Annotated in this window: 23 protein-coding genes and 1 tRNA gene; 17 read left to right on the top strand and 7 right to left on the bottom strand. The window is 62.3% G+C overall.

Annotation, left to right across the window (positions count from 1 at the left end; all coding sequences use genetic code 11):
• Nucleotides 1-236: 236 nt before the first annotated feature.
• Together GJG85_RS13180 and GJG85_RS13175 are read right to left on the bottom strand one after the other, a co-directional pair.
• Nucleotides 237-1,139, bottom strand: coding sequence for an SDR family oxidoreductase (locus GJG85_RS13180; protein ID WP_060010179.1), 903 nt, complete (start codon nucleotides 1,137-1,139; stop codon nucleotides 237-239).
• A gap of 672 nt (nucleotides 1,140-1,811) precedes the next feature.
• Nucleotides 1,812-2,720 (bottom strand): LysR substrate-binding domain-containing protein, encoded by a 909-nt coding sequence (locus GJG85_RS13175; RefSeq protein ID WP_060010182.1) that lies wholly within the window; start codon nucleotides 2,718-2,720, stop codon nucleotides 1,812-1,814.
• Between the two features lie 99 nt (nucleotides 2,721-2,819).
• On the opposite strand from GJG85_RS13175, the gene GJG85_RS13170 reads away from it, so the two are divergent.
• A complete protein-coding gene (locus GJG85_RS13170) occupies nucleotides 2,820-3,737 on the top strand; it encodes a DMT family transporter (protein WP_060010184.1) in 918 nt (305 codons plus the stop codon).
• A 185-nt stretch (nucleotides 3,738-3,922) separates the two neighbouring features.
• On the top strand, nucleotides 3,923-5,017 hold the full coding sequence (locus GJG85_RS13165) for an NmrA family NAD(P)-binding protein (protein ID WP_060010187.1): 1,095 nt from the start codon (nucleotides 3,923-3,925) through the stop codon (nucleotides 5,015-5,017).
• Nucleotides 5,018-5,386: 369 nt separating this feature from the next.
• Here the strand turns inward: GJG85_RS13165 and GJG85_RS13160 are convergent, their stop codons facing one another.
• Nucleotides 5,387-5,962 (bottom strand): recombinase family protein, encoded by a 576-nt coding sequence (locus tag GJG85_RS13160; RefSeq protein WP_060010189.1) that lies wholly within the window; start codon nucleotides 5,960-5,962, stop codon nucleotides 5,387-5,389.
• A 231-nt stretch (nucleotides 5,963-6,193) separates the two neighbouring features.
• Here GJG85_RS13160 and GJG85_RS13155 point away from each other — a divergent pair, with 231 nt between their 5' ends.
• The 11 genes from GJG85_RS13155 (at nucleotide 6,194) to GJG85_RS13105 (ending at nucleotide 15,598) form a co-directional block, all read left to right on the top strand.
• Nucleotides 6,194-7,075 carry a hypothetical protein gene (locus tag GJG85_RS13155; protein ID WP_230943372.1) on the top strand — a complete coding sequence of 294 codons (882 nt, stop codon included), beginning with the start codon at nucleotides 6,194-6,196 and terminating at the stop codon, nucleotides 7,073-7,075.
• Nucleotides 7,063-7,998, top strand: a complete 936-nt coding sequence (locus GJG85_RS13150) for a hypothetical protein (protein ID WP_239468911.1) — start codon at nucleotides 7,063-7,065, stop codon at nucleotides 7,996-7,998. Before GJG85_RS13155 ends, GJG85_RS13150 begins: the two co-directional genes overlap by 13 nt.
• A gap of 587 nt (nucleotides 7,999-8,585) precedes the next feature.
• Entirely contained in the window at nucleotides 8,586-9,602 is a 1,017-nt protein-coding gene (locus tag GJG85_RS13145; protein WP_124593587.1) for a PIN domain-containing protein, read from the top strand.
• Nucleotides 9,603-9,877: 275 nt separating this feature from the next.
• On the top strand, nucleotides 9,878-10,408 hold the full coding sequence (locus tag GJG85_RS34990) for an AlpA family phage regulatory protein (RefSeq protein WP_239468909.1): 531 nt from the start codon (nucleotides 9,878-9,880) through the stop codon (nucleotides 10,406-10,408).
• Nucleotides 10,405-10,929 (top strand): hypothetical protein, encoded by a 525-nt coding sequence (locus GJG85_RS13135; protein ID WP_035982701.1) that lies wholly within the window; start codon nucleotides 10,405-10,407, stop codon nucleotides 10,927-10,929. The genes GJG85_RS34990 and GJG85_RS13135 overlap by 4 nt, the downstream gene beginning before the upstream one ends.
• Nucleotides 10,930-11,256: 327 nt before the next feature.
• Nucleotides 11,257-11,433, top strand: a complete 177-nt coding sequence (locus tag GJG85_RS13130) for a hypothetical protein (protein WP_058036683.1) — start codon at nucleotides 11,257-11,259, stop codon at nucleotides 11,431-11,433.
• Nucleotides 11,426-11,728, top strand: a complete 303-nt coding sequence (locus GJG85_RS13125) for a hypothetical protein (protein ID WP_124593627.1) — start codon at nucleotides 11,426-11,428, stop codon at nucleotides 11,726-11,728. The genes GJG85_RS13130 and GJG85_RS13125 overlap by 8 nt, the downstream gene beginning before the upstream one ends.
• Nucleotides 11,721-11,933, top strand: coding sequence for a hypothetical protein (locus GJG85_RS13120; protein WP_004522499.1), 213 nt, complete (start codon nucleotides 11,721-11,723; stop codon nucleotides 11,931-11,933). The genes GJG85_RS13125 and GJG85_RS13120 overlap by 8 nt, the downstream gene beginning before the upstream one ends.
• Nucleotides 11,926-12,273, top strand: a complete 348-nt coding sequence (locus tag GJG85_RS13115) for a hypothetical protein (RefSeq protein ID WP_014722320.1) — start codon at nucleotides 11,926-11,928, stop codon at nucleotides 12,271-12,273. The genes GJG85_RS13120 and GJG85_RS13115 overlap by 8 nt, the downstream gene beginning before the upstream one ends.
• Nucleotides 12,274-12,282: 9 nt before the next feature.
• Complete coding sequence (locus GJG85_RS13110) at nucleotides 12,283-12,609, top strand: hypothetical protein (RefSeq protein ID WP_124593588.1); 327 nt, start codon at nucleotides 12,283-12,285, stop codon at nucleotides 12,607-12,609.
• Nucleotides 12,610-12,736: 127 nt separating this feature from the next.
• Entirely contained in the window at nucleotides 12,737-15,598 is a 2,862-nt protein-coding gene (locus GJG85_RS13105; protein WP_204383364.1) for a DUF927 domain-containing protein, read from the top strand.
• 616 nt (nucleotides 15,599-16,214) lie between these two features.
• On the opposite strand, the gene GJG85_RS13100 is transcribed toward GJG85_RS13105, so the two are convergent.
• The 4 genes from GJG85_RS13100 to GJG85_RS13085 all read right to left on the bottom strand — a co-directional run bounded on the left by GJG85_RS13100 (nucleotide 16,215) and on the right by GJG85_RS13085 (nucleotide 19,963).
• On the bottom strand, nucleotides 16,215-17,429 hold the full coding sequence (locus tag GJG85_RS13100; protein ID WP_050012082.1) for an integrase arm-type DNA-binding domain-containing protein: 1,215 nt from the start codon (nucleotides 17,427-17,429) through the stop codon (nucleotides 16,215-16,217).
• 172 nt (nucleotides 17,430-17,601) lie between these two features.
• Nucleotides 17,602-17,686 (bottom strand) — tRNA-Leu (locus GJG85_RS13095).
• Between the two features lie 95 nt (nucleotides 17,687-17,781).
• Entirely contained in the window at nucleotides 17,782-18,957 is a 1,176-nt protein-coding gene (locus GJG85_RS13090) for an ABC transporter substrate-binding protein (protein ID WP_050012081.1), read from the bottom strand.
• A 64-nt stretch (nucleotides 18,958-19,021) separates the two neighbouring features.
• Nucleotides 19,022-19,963, bottom strand: coding sequence for a CysB family HTH-type transcriptional regulator (locus GJG85_RS13085; RefSeq protein WP_006478072.1), 942 nt, complete (start codon nucleotides 19,961-19,963; stop codon nucleotides 19,022-19,024).
• A gap of 214 nt (nucleotides 19,964-20,177) precedes the next feature.
• Here GJG85_RS13085 and GJG85_RS13080 point away from each other — a divergent pair, with 214 nt between their 5' ends.
• The 4 genes from GJG85_RS13080 to cysD all read left to right on the top strand — a co-directional run bounded on the left by GJG85_RS13080 (nucleotide 20,178) and on the right by cysD (nucleotide 24,206).
• On the top strand, nucleotides 20,178-21,857 hold the full coding sequence (locus tag GJG85_RS13080) for a nitrite/sulfite reductase (protein ID WP_050012080.1): 1,680 nt from the start codon (nucleotides 20,178-20,180) through the stop codon (nucleotides 21,855-21,857).
• 25 nt (nucleotides 21,858-21,882) lie between these two features.
• A complete protein-coding gene (locus GJG85_RS13075; protein WP_050012079.1) occupies nucleotides 21,883-22,425 on the top strand; it encodes a DUF934 domain-containing protein in 543 nt (180 codons plus the stop codon).
• Nucleotides 22,422-23,168 (top strand): phosphoadenylyl-sulfate reductase, encoded by a 747-nt coding sequence (locus GJG85_RS13070; protein ID WP_050012078.1) that lies wholly within the window; start codon nucleotides 22,422-22,424, stop codon nucleotides 23,166-23,168. The genes GJG85_RS13075 and GJG85_RS13070 overlap by 4 nt, the downstream gene beginning before the upstream one ends.
• 75 nt (nucleotides 23,169-23,243) lie before the next feature.
• Nucleotides 23,244-24,206, top strand: a complete 963-nt coding sequence (gene cysD, locus GJG85_RS13065; RefSeq protein ID WP_050012077.1) for a sulfate adenylyltransferase subunit CysD — start codon at nucleotides 23,244-23,246, stop codon at nucleotides 24,204-24,206.
• Nucleotides 24,207-24,225: the final 19 nt, after the last annotated feature.

Below are 24,225 nucleotides of genomic sequence, written 5' to 3'. Positions count from 1 at the left end.
ATAAAGTTGGAGACAGACTGCTGAGCTATGGCGTCCGCACGACGACGTTGAGAGTTGCCCTGCCTTCTGGAACGCTGCGCGCAAAGAACGCCCCGCGCGCCCACACCCCCGAGCCGGCGTTACGCTAGAAAGTTACTTTGCAACCGTCGCATCACGTCAGTGATCGGCACGAGGACGCGCGGCATAATCGCGACAAGATTGATTCGGGGGCTGGCTGGCCGCGCAGCGGGTGCACATCACACCTGCGGTGGACTCGTCGCCGTCAATGCTTCTGCTACTTGCCACAGGCGAACCGAATCCGCGCTCGTGGCGGATCGGGGCTGTTTGGCAACGTGCGAGTTCCCGACGAGCAGAAAGCGGGGGCCGTAGAATGCGCCCTGAGTCGCTGTGGGGTCGACTGCCGCCTGCAAGAGCGAGTCCGTGGCCCATTTCACATCCATGGACGGTACAAGTCGGAACGATAGCCTCTTGCGGGTTGAATCAGTACCCATATTCGGACCGCTCGTCTGAAGGTTGGTGCGTGTATGGCCTGGATGGGCACTCGTACTGAGCAGGGGCCAGCCACGCTCGCGCGCAATTTCTGCCAATCGATTTGCCAACAGCAGGCAGGCTAACTTGGACTGCGCATACGCCGTCATGGGCTTGTACGACCTTTCGCCTTGAAGGTCGTCGAAATTGATTTTGGCACCAATTGCGGCGCTGCTTGTCATCGTGGCGACGCGAGGAGACTTCGCTCCAAGCAGAAGCGGCAACAGCAGATTGGTCAGTGCGAAGTGGCCTAGGAAATTGGTCGCAAACTGTAGCTCGAATCCGTCGGAGCTCAGTACACGGGTCGGCGGCATCATGATCCCTGCGTTGTTTACGAGCACGTCGAGAGGGCGTCCCTCCTCGAGCAACTGGCGACCAAAATTCCTCACACTCGAGAGGCTTGAGAGATCCAGCGTGCGGACCTCAATCGATGCCCCTGGAAACTCCTTGCGTATATCCCGGCGGGCGGCATCGCCTTTCGACTCGTTGCGTACAGCCATGATGACGTCGGCACCAGCCGCCACCAATCGCCTAGTCGCCTCCTTGCCGGTGCCGCTATTGGCTCCGGTAATTACAATACGGCGCCCCCGCTGATCAAGAGGTTTGTACATTCGCGTTTCTCCTATGAGTTCATTCGATAAAGCGGGGCTCTGACGCGGACAGCCGGCAGGCGTTCAGCTTCAGCCGACAACGCACGTGCAGCTGAGAAATGGGTCTGGTGTTGGACGGTCCGGGTGGACCCGCAGGGATGACTTCGGTGAAGTACACCGCATAGTGTAGTTTTCTTGGCGAAAAGTAAACTCACCGGTGTAAATTTTCGGCTGCTTAGGCAACCCATCCCGACGTGGCTTAACCACTGCAAGTGGCCGCAAACCGACGAATGCGGCCGGCGGTTACCGACGCCATGCCGCGCAGCTTGGTGATCCATCGCGGCGCTCTCTTCGCGCAATCCGCGATGAACCTTGTCCAGACGTTATTGCGTCAATGGTTAGCGATGCCTGGCGCGGCACGCACGAACTTCCTGCCGGGCAACCAATCGGAAAATTCGCATAGCCTGACTTGGGTGTCCGCTCCCTGAGCCAGACGGGACGCCTCAACGTCTCGCCGTTGACGCAAACCAATGACGCTTCATGGCTGAACCCGGACCGACGATGTAGTTTTGCAGCATCGTTGGTGGCCGTGGTCGCCGACGGCGGAAGTCGACCCATTGTTACCGGTCGGAATCGCATTATCCGGCGTCGGAATTAGAGCCGACAGCAGTCATTGAGACAATAATTCGACGACTAAATGCCCCCACGTCGCGCACATCCCACAGCGATGCTGCCGACAAACCACGCCTTGAGCAATTGAACCGCCTGTTTGGTTCCGGCACTGGCGGGATGGACGAGGTAGTATCCGGCGTCCAAGGCCAGCGCATTATCGAATGGCTCGATCAGTTCTCCACGAGCCAGTTCCGCTTCTACCAGCAGGGGGCCGGTAAGCACAACGCCTTGCGCGCGCACTGCGGCGTCGATCGCCATCAACGACTGGTCGAACCTGATACCGGTAATGGTGTCAATCTGCGAACCGTCGAGACCGCTGAATCGAGCAAGCCACGTGGCCCAGTGCGGGTGTAGCGTGTTATGGAGCAGTGTCGCCGTGCGCAAATCGTCGGGGCGCTTCAATCGGCGCTGCTTCGCGTATGCCGGATGGCAATACGCGCGTGCCTCGTCATGGCACAGCAGTTGAACGGATAGTCGTGCATCCATCCCGTCGAAATGCCTAACCGCGAGATCGACGCCATCCAGTTCGAAGTCGACCATCGTTGTCGATGTGCTCAGGCTCAGCGCAATCCCGGGGTTTGCCTGCAGGAAGTCGGCCATGCGTGGGGCGAACCACTTGGCAGCGAAGCTCGGCGGCATCGACAACCGCACGCCGCTACCGCGACGCTCACGAATGCGATGGCTCGCATGAATAAGCTCTGCCAGGGCGGGTTGAATCTGCGCGAAGTAGGCGCGACCATCCTCTGTGGGCGTTACCTGCCGTATCTGGCGCACGAACAGGGCAACGCCGAGCCATTCCTCAAGCTTCTGAATCTGCTGCCCTATCGCACCAGGCGTCACGTTCAGTTCTCGGGATGCAAGAGTAAAACTGCCGTGCCGCATGGCAGCTTCGAAGGCAGGCAGGGCTTTCAGCGGAGGAGTCGATCGCATAGCTCAGTTTTTCTATTCCATAGTCGACATTAAATCATTTGTAGAGCACACCGGTGCGGAACACAATCGGGACTTCATCCGCTTTCCTGGTGCGCTGACATGAATCCCGCCTATTTCGCCTTCGCCGCCCTCGGGTTCATCTGGGGCACCAACTTCCTGTTCATGAAGTGGGCGAGCGTCGATCTGGCTGCCAGTCAGATCGTCTTCCTGCGCGTGCTTTTCGGCTTCATCCCGCTGCTCACGGTCGCGCTATTCACTAAGGCGCTCAAATGGCGCCATCTTCGGCACGCTCACCACTTCGTGGTGATGTCGCTGCTTGCGACCGTGATTTACTACTATGCGTTCGCGAAAGGGGCCGGGCTGCTGTTCTCGAGCATTGCCGGGATGCTAAGCGGCGCCATCCCGCTTTTTTCCTTCCTGTGCGCATGGGCACTGCTGCGCGAGGAACGCCCGAACGCGCGAATGATCGCGGGCATCGTCTGCGGATTCGTCGGCGTACTGCTGATCGCGCGTCCGTGGAATGCGCACGCGGCTGGCGTCAACCTGCTCGGAGTCGGCTATATGATCGCCGGCTCGCTCAGCGTGGGCTGCTCGTTCGTGTACGCGCGCCGCTTTCTTTCCGGCCTGGACCTCTCACCGCTCGCGCTGTCGACGTGGCAGATCGGCTTCGCACTGGTCCTGATCGGCTGCGTCACGGATTTCCACGGCATCGTGCGTGTGACGGGCGATGCGCGAGCGCTGCTCGGCCTCGTCCTGGGACTCGGTCTGACGGGCACCGGGATCGCTTACATCCTTTATTACTTCATCGTCGGACGGCTCGGAGCAGTGGCCGCGTCCAGCGTGACGTACATTCCACCGGTCGTTGCGTTGCTGATGGGTTCGTGGCTTGCGCAGGAACCGATCGGCGCAGTCGAACTGTTCGCGATGGGCGCAATCCTCGGTGGTGTGTTTCTGCTGCAACGTAGCCGGCAACCACGCGCAGTCGCGGCGCGCGGTCCGGCGAAGGCGGCCGGTTAGGGCCGCAGTGTCGTATGAATGAATGCTTCGATGAAATATCGCGCAGACCGCAATTCGGCATCTCGACAGAAGTTCACGGGCGAGTGGTCGGCGTACCGGTGCCCGATGCCATATGAAGCTGACATCCGTGCCATCGGCGCGCAGCGGTCGGCAAATCTATCCAACTCATACCAGCGTAAACAAACATGTCTTCACGGGTCCCCTCGACCATATTCGTCATCGGTGGAACGGGCGCACAGGGATTGCCCGTCATCCGGGCGCTCGTCGCCGACGGCAAATATGCCGTGCGCGCCTTGAGCCGAGATCCTGAATCGCGACGGGCCATCGAGCTCTCCACTCTTGGGAACGTCTCGATCGTGAAGGGCACGTTTGCCGATGAAGCGGTCCTGCGTGACGGTTTTCGTAATTGCAGCGCAGCGTATATCAATCTCGATGGATTCAACACCGGGGAGAAGACTGAGATTTATTGGGCCATCCGATGCTATGAAATAGCCATCGAAGAAGGAGTCAAGTTCTTCGTATACGGAAACCTCGATTACGCGCTCAAAAGGTCCGGATACGATTCCCGGTTTCGGACAGGCCACTATGATGGCAAGGGCCGCGTAGGGGAATGGATTCTGTTCCAGAACCTGACAAACCGGGACCGGATGGGCGCCGCGCTGCTTACGACCGGTCCGTATATGGAGATGGCCGTCTCGGCAATGACACCAATGACGCCGTCCGTGGAAAGCGGCGTCGTTACGTGGCGGGTGCCACTCGGTGACGGCGCCGTTCCGCATGTAGCGCTTGAGGACTGCGGGTACTACGCACGTTGGCTTTTCGACAATCCGGAGCGTGCGAATGGCATGAATCTCGAGGTCGCGATCGAGCATGTCGAGTATGCGAAGCTTGCCGAGGCGTTCGAAGCCGTGACCGGACATCCCGCGCAATATATTGATACCGACCTCGAAGCATACTGGAGCGGACCGCTCAAGGCCGCAGCCGATTTGCCGTCCGGATATAACGCCGATCTCCGCGACAAAAGTACGATGAGCTTCCGCGAAAACTTCACTGGCTTCTGGAATCTGTGGAAGTACGGGATCGTCAAGAGAGACTACGCATTGCTCGACGAAATTCATCCCGGGCGAATCAGGACGGTCGAACAATGGCTCAGGCGCGAAGATCAGTTGGGACGAGCACTGGGCAACGGAGGCCTCTGGGAACGGGTTCAGCCTGAAAATCTGCTCAGATCGCCGCCTGTCTTGAAGCTGTCCGAAGACAAGAGGAAGGGCGCGTTATAAGTTCCTCGCGAACTTCTGGCTCAACTGCAAAACGCCTCACTACTTGCCACGCGTTTTCTCACGCTGCGATGCCGGCGAAGATCGTCGACGCTCAACGTCCGAAGCTGTCGGCAAGGCGGCCAACGAGGAACGACATGCCAATGTCCGGACATGGCCGAACTGAGTCAGACAACCTGACACTGTTTGCTTGGTCTGGTCCAGTCCTATACAGATGAGAGACTGGACGCACTTTTGGAGTGCTGCCACTTGGGCAATGCGGACCGATATCCATCCGGAACCGCGCATGCGCCGCCTCGCGCCTTTAAGCTGCTCGCTCCACCACCCAGCGAGCCGGGCTCTAGCAGGGCGTGAGTTGAACGGCGCGCGCGCTTAGACTGCGTCGCGTACCCGCATGATCGTCTGGCGGCTCGTGCCAAATCGCCGAGCAAGCGCGGCCACGCTTGCCCCCGCGTCCAACTCGCGCAGCACGTCCGCCCGCTGCTTGTCCGACAGGGCGGACGGCCGCCCCATCGCCTTGCCTTCCGCCTTCGCGCGAGCGATACCAGCGTGCGTGCGCTCAATCAACAGATCCCGCTCGAATTCGGCCACCGCGTTCAATACCTGCATCGTCATCCGGCCTGCCGCGCTCGTCAGATCTACGCCGCCGAGGGCGAGACAATGAACGCGGATACCGCGTTCGGCCAATCCTTCGACCGTGGCCCGCACGTCCATCGCATTGCGGCCGAGTCGGTCGAGCTTCGTCACGATCAACACGTCGCCTTCTTCCATCTTGACGAGCAACTGCGCAAACCCCGGCCGCTGATCGGCGCTTACGCTCCCCGAAATGCTTTCCGACACAACGCGGCGCTTGTCGACCGAGAAGCCGGCCGCCTCGATCTCTCGTAACTGGTTCGCGGTGGTCTGGTCGGACGTACTGACGCGGGCATAGGCAAAGGTTCGGGACATATCGGGCACTCAATCTGTACGAAATAGACGTCCGAATGTAAGGCGGTGTCCAAAACATTTCAACCCTTATTTACGGACAGGGCAAAATGCCCCTGTCCGCAAGGGATCGGTTTCGGACGCCAGCCACGGAGCGATGTTGGGCCCGCTATCCGCCGTTTTTGCTACAGTTAGCAACACGGGGAATTTCAGGCGAAACCTTTGCCGATAGCATTCGTGCAACTGAGGGCGGCGTTGAACAAGAACATTCCAGCAGACCTGCGAGAAATTGCGGCTCGACCTCCTGTTTACCGCCTCCTAGGTGTACCGGAAAAGGTGGTCGGGAAGCATCTCAACCACGTATGGAAAGGGCTTGCCGGCATTCCGGGCGCTGATGAGCCAGGAATTCCTGTCGTTGTTAAATACCTTCCGAATACAGCCCAGTTGGACATCGAACTTGCATGTGGCCTCGCCTCGCAAGTTCTCAAACTTCCCGTGCCCAATCCGGGCCTAGTGATCGCCGAACCGGAGGATTTACCGGGGCGTCCGACGGGCATGAAAGGTGGGCCCGTAGTGCTGTTCGGGAGCCTGTTTCAGCCCCAGTTTATGGCGCGCCATGCTGGCGGCGGGGAAATCGGCGAGGAGTACATCTGGGAAAGTGTCTGCTCTAACGATACCGGGCGCATAGGCGCGGCATGGGACGAACTTGTGGCAAATCCAGATCGCCACGCTCAAAACTTGCTCTTCGATGGTGTCAAATGGTGGCTGTTCGACCACAATCTGGCACTCGAACCAGTCACGAAGCTGTACAAGGCGATCGCCAGCACTAGCTCGCAACAAGATGTCGTCATGTACAAGGCGCGCGTCAACCAATTGCTGACTCAACTAGTGACGCGGCGCCCCGAGAATCATGGCATTGAAGACGAAGCAGCAAAGTTCGCTCGCCACGCGCAGCGCCTTAAAATGCTTGCGATTGAAATGGGCCGCTGGAAGCTCCCGGCCGAAGGAAGAGTGACAACCATCATAAGGATGGCGGCAGTGATTGTGGATCTCATTGCTTTGCGCTTGGAGCCGCTCCATCTGTACCTTGCGCAGCGCCTTCAAAAGCCCTCTGCAGAAAACTTATGGAACGAATAGACGATTTGAGCATGTGGGACACGCCACCGTATTCGGCCAGTGTGGTTCCCGTATTGTGGGAGCCGAATCACTCGACCGGCGAACGACTGGTCGCCATCGTTGCGATCAAGTATGACGCGCCGTCGGCAGGTAACACGTCGACGCATGTGGCCTTCGATCCAAATCAGTTGCGCGCAATGATAGGCGCGAAGCGAGCGGCCTCAGCGCTCGGTATTCTCGAACACGTTTCGGGTTTCCTCGGCCGGCAGCTTCGGGGCGGAGTAAGTTTCGACAATCTTCAAGCACCGTTTGAGGGATTCCGCATTGGGAAACCAACACGTGTGAGAGGATATTCCGAGCGCCAAGTGGTCGACTCGTCGATCCGGATGCTCTCCGCCTTTGGGACGCGTGAAACGTACAATGACGCGGAGGAAGGAAGTCAGCGGAATTCGGTCCCTACAAGTCAATTTATCAGATCGCTTCGCACCGCATTTGTACGTGACGACGAACAGCGGCGGCACCGCTTCAACCAGCGCGTCCGATGGCCCGGATCGCCAGAGATCACGATCGACTATGCTCACGGACCGAATCTAGTCCAGGTCACCAGCCTTCCGCAGACGCCATCTCACTTGATCGCGTTACAAAAGGAAGCCGAAAGCAAAATGCTGGAACTTGACGTCGCAACGTCCCTATTGCGGCAAGACGAGGCGACCGCCTCACCTTACTTGCTCGTCAACACGGGACCGATGCGGCAGCCGGTCAGCATGGACGCTCAGCGCATCGCGACCGAGCTACTGGAACGACTCAAATTCATGAGTTCGCAGAAAAATATGTCGGTGATCGAAGCCCAAAACCCCGAAGAAGGCGCCGGGCTGTTGGAAGACCTTCGTGTGCAGTTGGGCAACGTTCCGGTGACCGTTCGACGTGTCTCTCTGTCGGCCTGACTGCACACAGTTCGCGCCTAGGTGGCTCTACCTTCCCTGACGACTGTGGCTATTGCCCAACAACCAGTTCGCGAGGCGCTGGGGGTTGTTTTGCTTACGCGAATTGACTCAGCCTTTGTTCACATGGTTTGGCGAGTGGAATGAGGTTGCCGCCGCCTCAGCGGCACACTGAGAAGGCATCGGGATTCGCAGGTCGCGTCGCATGTGAGGCGTCGTGCTGTTCGTGTCGCATGCCGCAGATAGTAATCGCCAGCCGCGCGTTGGCTGCGGGTTGGGATCGGATGGCGCTCTCGAAGCCGCAAAGAGAACCGAGGACGAGGTGGGAGTCGACAACCTTGGCCCGTGGTCGGATTTCGAATGGGGGATGCTCAACGGGAAGCTCTCGGCACTCCGCTGGATTCTCGGAGACGAGTGGGACATGCTCGACACCTGACGGCGTTGACGCAGTTGGTAATTTCCGAAGCACGTAAAAGGCGTTGATACAGTAGCGCAAAAGAAAAGCCGTCGAAAATTTGAATAGTCATGACCTTGCTCTCGCGGCTACCAGACGGCCAATGCTGCAATAGATTTGAGGGTTCTTAAAAGCGATGTCAATTCCGACCGTTGTATTCCTCGATACGAGCGTCCTCGCCGGACAGCAATTCAATTTCGCATCGACCGCCTTTATGACCTTTGTTTCTGCGGCGAAGAAGGCCGGTTTGAAACTCGTGCTTCCGGATCCGACTGAGCGCGAGGTTAAGCGTCAAATTAAGGAGCGTTCGCAAGAAGCGCTGGATGCACTCGAACTCGCTCGAAAGCGTGCGCCCTTTCTTGAGAAGTGGACCAGTTTTCCTAGGAAGGCGTTCCCAAGTGTGGATACTTGGGAAGTGACGCGGATAGCGACCGGCGAGTGGAACGCGTTTCTGTCTCAGTTCAGTGTCGTCCGGCTCGGATATGAACTCTTGGATGTCAAAGCGGTAATGAATTGGTACGACTACATCGTCCCCCCCTTTCGCGAGGGAAAGAAACGTAAAGAGTTTCCTGACGCGTTCGCAATTTCTATGGTTGATACGTATGCCGACAAAAACCGCTGTTTCGTGGCCGTTGTATCAGATGACCAAGATTTTAAGCTTGCCTGCGAGAGATTCCCGAAGCTGCTCTATTTCAAAAGTCTCCCGCGGTTAACCGAACGTCTACTTTCAGCGGAAGACGACGTCGAAAAGCTTCACGCCGCAATTGATGCAGATATCGACGAATTGCTAAACGCCGTCAGCTTGGAGATCGAAGGGCTGAATTTTCACCATTACGACAGGCGATTTGAACTTGACGAAAGCAATATATCGGTGCCGTCCATACACGATTTGAGCATCGTTGCGATTGGTGAAAGCGAATGTACTGTCACCTTCGAGGTCGAGATTGAAGCGCAGCATAAGTTACAGTGGGACGAGTACAACGGACCTGATGAGAGGCCTGACAGAGTCGACGGATGGATTTTGGAAACCGTGAATGTCGAAGGAACGGCGAAGCTTTCGTTTGACCCAAAAACCAACGCCTTGACGGGCGTACCGTACGTCTGTCTGGACGCGGAAGACATCGAAGTATCAGCAACACCGCGTCGATGGTAGTCGCACACGCGCAGAGCTGGTGTTGCCGTCTCGATTTATCACCGGGCGAATAGAAAGCCCCGGATAGGGACTCGAATGACCACCAACTGTCAGCTACCGGCTCTTGAGCGGACGCACGTGAGCCGAATGCGAGAGACCGGTTGTGGCCGAACAGTGAAGCCATTTATTGCGGTCTTAGATAATCCGAGACAAATCTTTTATGGGGGCAGACCTTTCGATATAATTGCGGTACTTGTTGGCACCTAATCGAACACGGCTCTAGGAATCTGTGGGCGATGCAAGGGAAAAAGGCGGGGAATGCTCAATCGTTGAGCATATTTCGTCGCGTTGACGAGAGGGTGCCGGGGGTGTGCTACCAACACATCCCGCCGGCGATTTTTGGCTTGGCTGCCTGTTCCATAACTGGAGGAACGACAAGAGCCACCGCGCCTAGGAAACGCATAGCTCTTGTTAGGACGAATGATACCGCGCGCGGCGCGCCGTGCAAAGTAACTTTGCAAAGTTACTTTGTGCGTTTTCCGCAAACTTCGTTGCGCCCGTACTTTGATGGTACGGCGCGGTTTATTGCTGCCGCTTTCCTCTTTTTTGCGGAACAGGCCATTTCTGAACAGAAAATGGCTCTTAAGATTCTTCGACTTATTGGTGTACTGGATTGCGTCGGCGTCAAGAAAACGACGCTGTATCGCTGGATTCGTGAAGGCAAGTTTCCAGCGCCGGTCCAGTTAGGGACTAGGAGCGTCGGCTGGCGCGCGCAAGACGTCCAGAACTGGGTCGAATCCCGCCAATCGACGCGGGAGCAAGCATGAGCGCGCCTTCCCTTATGATCGATCGCGGCGGCCCGTATGGTCGCGCGATGGGCGCGGCCGTCACGGCGCGCGACGCCGCGTTTGTGCGTTGCCGCGATGCCCGCCTTCGCAAGCTCGCAGGAATCCTCGATGACATCGAGGGTTGCTTCTGGAATCGTGGCGACGACACCGGGAAGCTCGTAGCGATCGCCGTCACGCTTGCCTCGACGCTCGCGCTCGAAGCCCCGCATCTGACGACAAAGCAACTTGGCACCGCCTGCGAGAAGTTCGTCCAGGCGATCGCCGCTGCTGAACAGGATTCGGCGAACTATCGTCGTCGACAGTATCGACAGCTGCGGAAAGCCTATCGTGCGCTTTACAACGACATCGATGCGCAGTGCACGGACGGGACGCGCCGTTTGCAAGCTAGCGCCCTGCTGCGAGGCGTCGCGCTCGGCCAATCACTGGCGCAGGGCAGCTCGCGACTGGATATCGAACAGCTCAAGCTGGCGACCGCTGTGCTCAAGGGGGAGGCCGCCTGATGCTCCCCCAAAGTCACTTTGCACTAAGCAATACACGGCGTGGGCGTCGCGATTTGCGTCGTCCAGCATCGCGCGGTATCCTGTGCGCGTCGCTGAGACAACAGCGACCCGGATTGGCGTCCGGCAATCTCCAGAGGCGGATGACCGCCTCAGCGCGGTTTTTTTACGTCCGCACACTAAGCGCCTTCTACGGTCGGGCCTTGGTGGTGGAGCGCTCGCGCTCGCCGGTTTCCTCTGGGTCCGGTACGCCAACGCCGCCATGCGCCCGGCCACCTCAATTGGCGTTGAGGTCCGGGTGGTTCAACCCACCAGAGGAGGTCGCAATCCATGCGCCAGTCCATGCACGCCCATACCGGGCAGCAATCCCGCCTCATTCAATCCATCGTCCGCGCAGCACTGCGCGACGCGGCAACCGCCAGCACGTATCAAGACGCGCTCGACGCAACCGGCGCGGCACTGGCCGCGATCGCGGCGCTCGTTCGTGCGGAGGTGCGTCATGGCTGACCTGCGCTGCAAGATTGGCGATCTTGCGATCGTCACGAAATGCGATGCTCGCGCACGCATCGGCATGCTGGTGGAGGTGGCATCGGCTCGTCCGACGCCCGATCACGATTGGCGCGTGCGGATCTTGGGCGGCCCTCTCACGGGGCGCAGCGTCTACGATCGGCGGTTCGGCGAATTCACGCATGCGGCCGTGCATGACTGGAACCTCACGCCGATTCGCGGCGAAGCGGAGCTGGATTGCACGATCGACGTCGGGCAACTCCTCGCGTCGATTCTGGAGGTGCGCCATGTCTAAATTCCGCCTGCCGAACGAAGTCACGATGATCGCCATGTGTGCGGCCCATCAGTTCGCCCAGCTCGAAGCGCTGTTCGATGCCGTCCGCTCGCATCTTGCGGAGGGCACCTACGAGCGAGCGCTCGTCGACATGGGGCAAAGCGTCGCGAGCCGGTATTCGGCCGAAATGCGCCGTACTGCGCAACCGGAGGTGTGCCATGACTGATCAGCGCATCCGAACCGCGGTTATCAATGGCTTTGACAACGCACCGCCGCTCGATACCGGCGCTCCGATCGAGCTGCAATTCGCCGTCGACCTTGGCGCGATCTGCGCCGACGCATGGCTCGACCTGAAAGGCGACGTGCGGCTGCACGACTACGCGGCGCATCAAGCCGCTGCGTTCGCGCGCGGCATGGAAGCCGCCATGCAGGACGCAGGCGACGTCGACGCGCACCGCGTGACGATCAGCCGCCAAGCGTTCGCGGCCGGCCTGATGGGGCGCGTGCAGCAGCACCTGTTCGCGGCGCTCGGCCTCGTCACGCGCGAACCGCGCACGACGCACTGAGGGGCGGTCATGGCAAAGACGAACAAGAATGCCGTGCAGCCGGTCGCGTCGCACTTCGTGGCCGAGGTGAACCGCCCCGATCGCAACCGAATCGGCACGCGGATCAGCGATGCAATGGAGCTGCTGGACAGCCTGCATTGGGCGGCCGACAAGGCCATGTCCGATGACGACTACTGGCTTGTGCTGAGCTTGTTCCGCGCGTCCCTGCCGTCGATCGGCGCGGCGCTGGAGGCGGCCAACGACGCCCTTGGCGAGTCGCGGCTCGGCCGCTACGTCTACAGCAACGACGTCACGGCCGGTGGGGCGGTTCTCTCGGTGCCTCGCGCGGCCGGCTGACGCTGCGCCGCTAGGCATCATCGAATCATTCAATTCTTCGCGCGTCGGGTAGCTGCTTGCCCGATATGGACTACTAATCGGGAGTCTGCCGACGCGCGTCCAGTGGGAACCTATGAGTAACGCACCCATGTCCGAATTCGAGCGGGCGAGAGTCGCGCTCGGCTATGTTCCGCCCGACGACCGCGACACGTGGAGTCAGGTGGGGATGGCGCTCAAGGCCGAGTTTGGCGAGGAGGGCTTCGCCCTCTGGAACGAATGGAGCCAAGGCGCGCAGAACTACAACGGCAAGGACGCGCGCGATGTGTGGAAGTCGTTCAAGGGCGGCAAGATCACCATCAACACGCTGTTTCACCTCGCCAAGCTCGGCGGCTTCGATCCGCGTGCGCATCGAGCCAAGCCCATCGATCCAGCGGAGCGCGAGCGGCAGAAGGCCGAGCGCGCGGCCCGCGAAGCGGCCGAGCTGGCCGAACTGACCGAGAAACAGCAAGCCGCGTCGGCGCTCGCTGAATCGATCTGGTCGGCGGCCGAGCCCGCGCCGGCCGATCACCCGTATCTCGTTCGCAAGCGCATCCCGGTCGACGCGCTACGCGTCTACCGCGGCGGCTTGTGCATCGGCACGGCAGCATGTGACGGCGCACTCGTCATCCCGGCGCGTGACGCGGACGGCAAGCTGTGGACGCTGGAGTTCGTCCTGACGGACGGTCAGAAACGCTATCTGCCGAACGGCCGCAAGGCGGGCTGCTTCTCGCTGATCGGCGGCCCGCTATCTTCTGCGCCGTCCACGGTACTGATCGGTGAGGGTTACGCCACGTGCGCGACGCTCGCGGCCGCGACCGGCTATCCGGCCGCCGTCGCGTTCGACGCCGGCAACCTGCATGCGGTCGCGACGGCGCTGCGCGGCCAGTATCCGGACGCCCGCATCGTCGTGTGCGCCGACGACGACCACACGACGAAGGGCAATCCGGGCGTGACGAAGGCCCGCGCGGCGGCCGATGCCGTCGCCGGCATCGTCGCCGTGCCCGACTTCGGTTCGAACCGCCCGGCGAACGGGACCGACTTCAACGACCTGGCTGCGCACGTCGGCCCGGATGCGGTGGCCGCCGCCGTGCGCGCTGCGCTCGCGCCGGCCGGCTCGGCGGATGCCGACAAGGGCAAGGCTGCTCCAGCCGTCGCGAAGCCTGCCAAGCGCCCGAAAACGGCCCGCGCGCAGGACGGCAAGTCGCGGTTCGTCGTCGACGACAAGGGCGTGTGGTTTCACGGCTTCAACAATCAGGGGGATCCGCTCCCGCCGCATTGGGTCAGCACGCGGATCGACGTGATTGCGGAGACGCGGAACGAGATGAATAGCGAGTGGGGCTACCTGCTCGAATTCACGGACCGTGACGGCATCCTGAAACGATGGGCGGTGCCGGCCGGCCTCTTTGCCGGCGACGGCACGGAGCTGCGCCGCATGCTGCTCGACATGGGCGTGAAGCTCGGCGTGACGCAGATCGCCCGCACGCAGATCGCGAACTATGTGCAGATGGCGCAGCCGGACGAGCGCGTGCGCTGCGTGCCGCGCGTCGGCTGGCATCACGGCGCGTTCGTGCTGCCCGATCGCGTCATCGGTACCGGCAAAGAGGCGTTGATCTATCAGGCCGATACGCCGATCCAGAGCCAGTTCAAAGAGCGCGGCACGCTGGACGACTGGCAACGCGAGGTCGCGGCCTACTGCGTCGGCAATAGCCGGCTGGCGTTCTGCGTCGCTACCGCCTTCGCTGGTCCGCTGCTTCACTTCTCCGGGCTTCAGTCGGGCGGGTTTCACCTGCTCGGCACGACGTCCAAGGGCAAGTCGACGGGCGGTGTCATCGCCGCGTCCGTGTTCGGCTCGCCGGACTATGTGCGGAGCTGGAAAGCGACCGACAACGCGCTCGAAGCCGTCGCCACGCAGCATAGCGACGCGCTGCTGATCCTCGATGAAATCGGGCAGGTCGAGCCGCGTTTGGTCGGCGATGTGATCTACATGCTCGCGAACGAGTCGGGCAAGGCCCGCGCGTCGCGTAGCGGCTCGGCCAAGCCCGTACTCACGTGGCGGCTGCTGTTCCTGTCGAACGGCGAAAAGAGCGTGTCCGCGCTAATGGCCGAGGGCAACAAGCCGATGAAAGGCGGTATCGAGGTGCGCTTGCCCGCGATCCCGGCCGAGGTCGGCGAAATGGGCGTCGTGGAGAAGCTGCACGGCTTCCCGACGCCGGCCGCGCTGATCGAGCATCTAGAGCGACACGCCGGCATGCACTACGGCACGGCCGGCCCTGCGTTCATCGAGTGGGCGTCGTCGCAGGCCGGCGAACTGGCCGAGCATCTGCGCATGCGTGTCGACGAGCTGGTCGGGCAATGGGTGCCGGACGGCTCGCATTCGCAGGTCGCACGCGTCGCTAAGCGGTTCTGCCTCGTCGCGGTGGCCGGCGAGCTGGCGACGGCGCACGGGCTGACCGGCTGGCCGCAGGGCGAAGCGGTCGAAGCCGCGCGTCGTTGCTTCGAAGGCTGGCTCGAACTGCGCGGCGGCACGGGCAACTCGGACGAAGCCGAAGCCGTGCGGCAGGTACAGCATTTCCTCGCCGCACACGGCGATAACCGTTTCGTGTGGATGAACCGGGCGCAGGACGACCATCGGCCGAATGTGCCGCATCGAGCGGGTTTCAAGCAGCATGTGAAGCGCGACGAGCGCCGCACGCCCATCGCCTCCGATCGCGAGTATTACGCCGAGTTCGGCGGCAAGATGAGCGCCGACGATGCGGAAAGCGTCGAGACGGAATACCTGATCGAAGCGGCCGTGTTCCGCAAGGACGTGTGCGCCGGCTTCGATCACAAGATCGTCGCCAAGGCACTGATGAAGCGGGGTGTGCTGATGCCGCGTAGTGACGGCTATCCGTACCGGCAGGAATACATCCCCGGCCACGGCAAGTTCATGGTCTATCGCGTGCTGCCGTCGATCTTCACGCTTGAGCTGTGAAAAGCACCGCCGCCGTCCGGGAGGGCGGTGGCGGGCGTTCCTTTGCGCGGCATTTTTCGCCCGTGCGTCAAAGTTACTTTGAGCGATCCGCTCCAGACGGAACCGGGCCGGCGGCTGCCGCTAATCTTGCCGCAGCCGTAATAATCCAGCCCGGTTTATCTCCAGTATCTCCAGCGTTCTCCAAATCGTTTGGAGACACACGAAGCCTTACCCCACAAGGCTTTGCGGCCGATTCAGGCGTTTATCTCCAAATCTCCAACTCGTTTTGCACTGAGCGGACAGGCGTCGATCGCCTGTATCGATCGCGAAGCCAGAAGGGGCGCGGCTCTCCGGGATTCGAAGGGCGTCGCCAACGCGTTTTTGAGGGGGGTGTCCGCGACGCGCCCCGATCGTGCATTGTTGCGCCGGCCGCAAGTGTCGCGTCGGCCGGAAAGCGGGGGACCCTGCGTCCAGGGCAAAGACGCGGGGGCTCACACCCGCGTGTTTTTCCTACTCCCGGCCGGCCTAAGGGGGGTCATATTCATACCGAAATGCAGGGAGCCGGCAGTGCGATGCCAACTCTGAAAAATCGGTGGGAGGTGCGCAGCAAGGGGGGCATACGCGTGGCGGCACGGGTCTATCTTGCCGCCGCGATCGGAATGATTTCCGCCCCGGCTTTGAGCTTGTCGAGGTAGTCCGCCCACTGTTGCATCATCGAGCGTCGTGCCTTGATGAACTTTGTTCGGTTGTACGCCCGCCCAAGGCTGTCAGGGACCGTATGCGCTAGTTGGTGCTCGATCACTTCCGGCTTTTCCTCCAACTCTTCATGCAGGATCGTTCGTGCCATTGCCCGGAAGCCGTGACCGGTAATTTCGGTGCGAGTGTCGTAGCCGAGCCGACGAAGGGCTGCATTGATAGCGGCCTCGCTCATCGGCCGATTTCGGTCGCGAGCACCGGGGAACACGTAGACGCCTTCGCCAGTCAGGGCGTGAAGCTCGCGCAAAATCGTGACAGCCTGCGCGGCCAGCGGAACAAGGTGATCCGTTTTCGTTTTGTTGACGAAATAGCGCCATTCGCCTTTGTCGAGGTCGAATTGAGCCCATTCTGCCTTCCGCAACTCGCCCGGCCTAACGAACAGCATCGGGGCTAGCTTGAGTGCGCAGAGAACCGGGAACGTGCCTGTGAAGCCGTCGAACGCGCGAAGCATCTCGCCCACTTTCTCCGGCTCAGTGATTGAGGCAAAGTGTGTTGTCTGCGCGGGCGGGATTGCATCTACCAGATCACGGGCCGGATCGGCCTTGCAGTGCCCCTCTTTGATGCCGTAGCGGAATACCCGGCTAATCTCGCTGCGGATGCGATGGGCGGTAAATCTGGCTCCACGCCCGTCTACGCGCTTCAGCACGGCCAGTATCTCCGGGGCGTCGATTTCAGCGATAGGGCGCTTGCCGAGCCATGGGAATACATCGTTCTCCATGCGGGCGAGCGTCTTGGCATGCTGCGCTGGCTCCACGGTCGTCTTGCGCTCGGCCATCCAGCCACGGGCGACAACCTCAAACGAATGGGCGGCCGCGAGCAGGCTGGCCCTTTTTTCCGCCTTCTTCGCTTCACCCGGATCGATGCCGGCAGCGAGCTTTTCACGGGCTTCGTCGCGCTTCTTCCGTGCGGTCGCCAATGTAACTTCCGGGTAGACGCCGAGCGAGTAGCGCTTTTCCTTGCCCCCAAATCGGTATTTGAGGCGCCACCACTTGCCCCCGCTCGGGGCGACTTCCAGATAGAGGCCGCCTCCGTCGAACAGGCGCACGGGCTTGTCGGCTGGCTTGGCGTTCCGGATGGCTGTATCGGTTAATGGCACGGGGGCAACTCCTGACGGGTAAGGCAACTTCGGATCGGTTGCCCCCAATGTTGCCCCCGCTTGCCCCCGGCTGTCTACGCACTACACGGCACTTTGCCGGAATGAAAAAACCCGCGAAGCCTTGTGCTGTCGCGGGTTTTGGGACTTCCGGGAATTTCCCGGAACTATGTCATGGTGCCCAGGGCCGGAATCGAACCGGCACGCCTTGCGGCGGGGGATTTTGAGTCCCCTGCGTCTACCAATTTCACCACCTGGGCTTGATCCTGGCCGCGCATACGGTGGTGCGCGGCGAAACGCGGATTATGGCGGAAAACGGGGCACCGGGCAAGCAGCCCGGTGCCCGGCATGCAAGTCACTGGCTCAGATAGACGAACCGGCCCTGTTTCACGATCCCCATCACGCTCGCGCGCTGGTCGAGCCCCACGTGATCCTTGTCGCTCGTATTGACGACGCCGTTCGGCACGACGAGCTCGTGCGCGCGTTCGAGTTCGCGCCGCAGCGCCGTGCGGAAGGCCGGCGTGCCGGGCTGCGCGGCCTTCAGCGCACGGCCGACCGCATCGGCGAGGCGCGGATACACGCCCGCCGCATCGCCCGCGAACTGCGTGACCGTGCCGGCGCCGTACTTCGTCTCGTACGCATCGACGAACGCGAGCGCGGCCTGGCGGGCCGGATGGTCGGCCGGCAACGTGCGCGCGACGACGACCGGCTGGGTCGGGAACAGCGTCCCGTCCACATCCTTGCCGCCGAGCTTGATGAATTCCGGCGTCGCGATCCCGTGCGTCTGGTAGATCGCGCCCTTGTAGCCGCGCTCGATCAGCGTGCGCTGCGGCAGCACGGTCGGCGTGCCCGCGCCGGCGATCAGGATCGCGTCGGGTTTCGCCGCGATCAGCTTCAGCGCCTGACCCGTGACGCTCGCGTCGGTGCGGTTGAAGCGCTCGGTCGCGATCACGCGGATCTTGCGCAGGTCCGCGAAGCGCGTGAATTCGTTGAGCCAGCTGTCGCCATAGCTGTCCGCGAAGCCGATGAAGCCGACCGTTTTCACGCCGTGGTTGGCCATGTAGCGCGTCATCACGTCGGCCATCGCGCGGTCGCTCTGCGCCATCTTGAACGCCCAGGTTCGCGCGCCTTCCTGCGGCTCGACGATCGAGCCCGAGCCGACCAGCGTGATCATCGGCGTCTGCGCGGCGGCCACCGCGTCGAGCGCCGCGAGCGCGGCCGGCGTGATGTTCGGGCCGACCACGACGTCGACGTGATCCTCGTCGACCAGCTTGCGGATGTTGCGCACCGCGGCGCCCGGATCGGACGCGTCGTCGAGCACCGTGACCTGCACGGGCTGCCCGGCGATCGTCTTCGGCCACATCAGGATCGCGTTCTTGCTCGTGATGCCGATCGCGGCGGCCGGGCCGGTCGACGACAGGTCGACGCCGACCTTCAGGTCGGCATGCGCGGCCGCGCAGGCCAGGACGAGGGCGGCGCCGGCGGCGCGGCGCAACGAGGCGGGCAGCCGTGGCAGGGCGGGAAGCGTCATGCGGGAATCTCCGTCGGGCAACAAAACGGGGCGCGACAGGCGCCCCTGTGTTCATACCTGTCCGTCAAAGCTCATACGATTCGGCTTCGCCCTTGAGGGCCTGTTCGATCAGCTTGCGGTTCAGCGTCGGCGACAGCAGTTCGACGAGCGTATACACATAGCTGCGCAGGTAGGCGCCCTGCTTGAGCGCGACGCGCGTCACGTTGCTGCCGAACAGGTGGCCGACCGGGATCAGCCGCAGGCCGCGATCGCGCTCGGGATTGAACGCGATGTCGGCCATGATGCCGACGCCGAGGCCGAGTTCGACATAGGTCTTGATCACGTCGGCGTCGATCGCCTCGAGCACGATGTCCGGCGACAGCCCGCGCAGCGCGAACGCATGATTGATCTTCTTGCGGCCCGCGAACGCGTCGTCGTACGTGATCAGCGGGTATTGGGCGAGATCGTCCAGCGTGACCGGCTTGCGTTCGAGCAGCGGATGGTCGGCCGGCACGACGGCCGCGTGATGCCACTGGAAGCACGGCAGCGACACGAGCTCCTTGTAGTCGGAGATCGCCTCGGTCGCGATCGCGAGATCGGCCTGGTCGTGGATCACCATCTCGGCTACTTGCGTCGGGCTGCCTTGCAGGATCGACAGGTGCACCTTCGGGAAGCGCTTCTTGAACTCGGCGATCGCGGCCGGCAGCGAGTAGCGGGCCTGCGTGTGGGTCGCCGCGATGGTCAGGTTGCCCTGGTCCTGCGCCGCATAATCTTTTCCGACCCTTTTCAGGCTTTCCACTTCCTGGAGAATCCGCTCGACCGACGCGAGGATGATCCGGCCCGGCTCGGTGAGGGAGCGCACGCGCTTGCCGTGCCGCGTGAAGATCTCCACGCCCAGCTCGTCCTCGAGCTCGATGATCGCCTTCGACACCCCTGGTTGCGACGTGTAGAGCGCCTTGGCGGCCTCGGTGAGGTTGAAATTCTGCCGGACGGCCTCGCGCACGAAGCGAAATTGGTGCAGGTTCATTTATAACCCTTCCGCATATCAACAGAATTTTTTAGTCGTTTGAAATATAAGGCGAGTTTATTACGATTCACCGGAGTTTTTCAAATATGGATATCTGTTTTCGTCATTAGCAATCCAGCCGGCCTCGGTTGGCGGCGATGACGACGGAACGGAGATTCGGGCGCGACGTGGCTAGGACGTCGCGCGGTCACCACGAAAACCCTGGGGTCCCCGAATGTATCAGTACGACCAATACGACCAGACGATCGTCGACGAGCGAGTCGCGCAGTACCGCGACCAGGTGCGCCGCCGGCTGTCGGGCGAGTTGAGCGAAGACGAATTCCGTCCGCTGCGTCTGCAGAACGGCCTGTACATGCAGCGCCATGCGTATATGCACCGCATCGCGATTCCGTACGGCAACCTGCGCAGCGACCAGCTCCGGATGCTGGCCCGCATCGCCCGCGAACACGACCGCGGCTACGGTCACTTCTCGACGCGCTCGAACATCCAGTTCAACTGGATCGAGCTCGAAGACACGCCCGAGATCCTCGCGAAGCTCGCGTCGGTGCAGATGCACGGGATCCAGACGTCGGGCAACTGCATCCGCAACATCACGGCCGACCAGTTCGCCGGCGTCGCCCAGGACGAAGAGATCGATCCGCGCCCGTGGGCCGAGGTCCTGCGCCAGTGGTCGACGTTCCATCCCGAATTCGCGTGGCTGCCGCGCAAGTTCAAGATCGCGGTGTCGGGCTCGAAGCACGACCGCGCGGCCGTGCAGATCCACGACCTCGGCGTGTACCTGAAGAAGAACGCGCAGGGCGAGGTGGTCGCGAGCATCCTCGCGGGCGGCGGCCTCGGCCGCACGCCGATCATCGGCGCGGTGATCAAGGAAGACCTGCCGTGGCAGCACCTGCTCACGTACTGCGAAGCCGTGCTGCGCGTGTACAACCGCTACGGCCGCCGCGACAACCTGTACAAGGCGCGGATCAAGATCCTCGTGAAGGCGCTGTCGCCGGCGAAGTTCGCGCAGCAGGTCGAGGAAGAGTGGCGGCACCTGAAGGACGGCCCGTCGACGCTCACGCAGGCCGAAATCGATCGCGTGTCGCAATACTTCAAGCCGCCCGTCTACGAAAAGCTGCCCGACACCGACGCATCGTTCGAACAGCATCTGCTCGAGAACAAGGCGTTTGCGCGCTGGGTCGAGCGTAACGTCGCGCCGCACAAGGTGCCGGGCTATGCGGCCGTCACGCTGTCGCTGAAGGATCACCGCGTGGCCCCGGGCGACGCGACCGACGCGCAGATGGACTTGGTGGCCGACTGGGCCGACGCGTACTCGCTGGGCGAGCTGCGCGTGTCGCACGAGCAGAACCTGATCCTCGCGAACGTGAAGAAGCGCGACCTGTTCGCGCTGTGGGAAAAGGCGAAGGCGGCCGGTTTCGCGACGCCGAACGTGGGCCTGTTGACCGACATCATCGCGTGCCCGGGCGGCGACTTCTGCTCGCTCGCGAACGCGAAGTCGATCCCGATCGCGCTGGCGATCCAGCAGCGTTTCGACGATCTCGACTACGTGTACGACCTCGGCGAACTATCGCTGAACATTTCCGGTTGCATGAACTCGTGCGGTCACCACCACGTCGGCAACATCGGCATCCTCGGCGTCGACAAGGACGGCGCCGAGTGGTACCAGGTGTCGCTCGGCGGCGAGCAGGGCACGGGCCGCAACGGCGCGCGCCTCGGCCGCGTGATCGGGCCGTCGTTCTCGGCGGAAGAAGTGCCCGACGTGATCGCGAAGCTGATCGATACGTTCGTCGAGGCACGCATCGACGGCGAGCGCTTCGTCGACACGTACGACCGCATCGGCATCGCACCGTTCAAGGAGCGCGTGTATGCGGCGCGCCAGGCAGTGAACGCGTAACCAACCGGGTAGAGGGAATTTGCAGATGGCTTCGATTATCAAGAACCGCGCAGTGATCGACGACGCATGGCAGGTCGTGCGCGCGGCGGAAGACGGTGCGCTGCCCGCGGTCGACGCATTGCCGGCCGGCAAGGTGCTCGTGCCGTTCGCGTGGTGGCAGGCCGAGCGCGCGGCGCTCGTCGCCGCGAAGACGAAGGACGAGCTCGGCGTGTGGCTCGCGCCGGACAGCGAACCGGCCGATCTCGTGGCCGACTTCGGCGCGATTTCGCTGATCGCCGTGGATTTCCCGCGCTTCGCGGACGGCCGCGGCTACAGCATCGCGCGCCTGTTGCGCGAGCGCCATGGCTGGACCGGCGAGTTGCGCGCGATCGGCGACGTGCTGCGCGACCAGCTGCTGTACATGTCGCGTTGCGGCTTCGACGCATTCGCGGTGCGTGCCGACAAGGACATCCACGACGCGCTGAATGCGTTCACGGAATTCACGCAGCGTTACCAGGGCGCGTTCGACGAGCCGGCGCCGCTGTTCCGCCGCCGCGAGGCGGCGGTCGACACGAAGGTGAGCGCATGAGCACCGTCACCGCGCTGACGCCGGAGCTTGCCGCGAAGGTCGAGCGCCTCGACGCGCTGCTCGCGCAGATCGGCGAGCGTCACGACAAGGTGAAATTCGCGAGCAGCCTCGCCGCGGAAGACATGCTGCTCACGCACGCGATCCTGTCGAAGGGCGTGTCGATCGGCATCTTCTCGCTGAACACGGGCCGCCTGCACGCGGAAACGCTCGGCATGATCGACCGCGTGCGCGAGCGCTACGGCTACGAGATCGAGCAGTTCCATCCGCGGCAGGACGCGGTCGACCAGTACGTGGCCGAGCACGGTCTGAATGCGTTCTACGAGAGCGTCGAGCTGCGCAAGTCGTGCTGCCACATCCGCAAGGTCGAGCCGCTGAACCGCGCGCTGGCCGACGTCGGCGCGTGGGTCACGGGCCAGCGCCGCGAGCAGTCGGTCACGCGCGCGGAGCTGCACGAGGAAGAACAGGACGAAGCGCGCGGGATCGCGAAGTACAACCCGCTCGCCGACTGGACGGAAGCCGACGTGTGGACGTACCTTAAGGCGTTCGACGTGCCGGTCAACCCGCTGCATGCGCGCGGCTACCCGAGCATCGGCTGCGAGCCGTGCACGCGCGCGATCCGTCCGGGCGAAGACAGCCGCGCGGGCCGCTGGTGGTGGGAGTCGCGCGACACGAAGGAATGCGGGCTGCACATCACGACGATCACGCCGATTCCCGCGAACGCCGAAGCCGGCGCCGCGCACTGAAGACCGACAAGAAACTGAATATTGCGCCGCCTGCGACAGCGGGCGGCACGAACCCAGAAGAGAAGGACTGAAATCATGAGCACGACGCTCGAGCAATCCGCCTTTGCCCCGCCCACCGGCGACAGCAGCCGCATGGGCCACCTCGACTGGCTCGAAGCCGAGTCGATCCACATCCTGCGCGAACTCGTTGCCGAATGCAGCAAGCCGGCGCTGCTGTTCTCGGGAGGCAAGGATTCGGTCGTCGTGCTGCATCTGGCGCTGAAGGCCTTCGGCCTCGGCGCGAGCCGCAAGACGTCGCTGCCGTTCCCGCTCGTGCACATCGACACGGGCCACAACTACGAGGAAGTGATCGACTTCCGCGATCGCCGTGCGCAAGAGCTCGGCGCCGAGCTGGTGGTCGGCCACGTCGAGGATTCGATCAAGCGCGGCACGGTCGTGCTGCGCCGCGAAACCGATTCGCGCAATGCCGCGCAGGCCGTCACGCTGCTGGAAACGATCGAGCAGCACGGTTACACGGCGCTGATCGGCGGCGCGCGCCGCGACGAAGAGAAGGCACGTGCGAAGGAACGCATCTTCTCGTTCCGCGATGAATTCGGCCAGTGGGACCCGAAGGCGCAGCGCCCGGAACTGTGGAGCCTGTACAACGCCCGCCTGCACAAGGGCGAGCATCTGCGCGTGTTCCCGATCTCGAACTGGACCGAGCTCGACGTGTGGCAGTACATCGCACGCGAGAATCTCGAACTGCCGTCGATCTACTACGCGCACCAGCGCGAGATCGTGCGCCGCAACGGGCTGCTCGTGCCGGTCACGCCGCTCACGCCGATGCGTGACGGCGAGACGAGCGAGCTCGCGCAAGTGCGCTTCCGCACGGTCGGCGACATCAGCTGCACGTGCCCGGTCGAGAGCGACGCGGACGACGTCGAGAAGATCATCGCCGAGACGGCGGTGACCGAGATCACTGAGCGCGGCGCGACCCGGATGGACGACCAGGCATCCGAAGCCGCGATGGAACAGCGCAAGAAGCAAGGTTATTTCTGAAGCACACGAGGACATTCAC

The sequence above is a fragment of the Burkholderia sp. MS389 genome, from assembly GCF_016899425.1.
GTDB lineage: Bacteria > Pseudomonadota > Gammaproteobacteria > Burkholderiales > Burkholderiaceae > Burkholderia > Burkholderia sola.
Note: the sequence above shows the minus strand (reverse complement) of the source record. Positions and strands in the feature narration are given on the sequence as shown.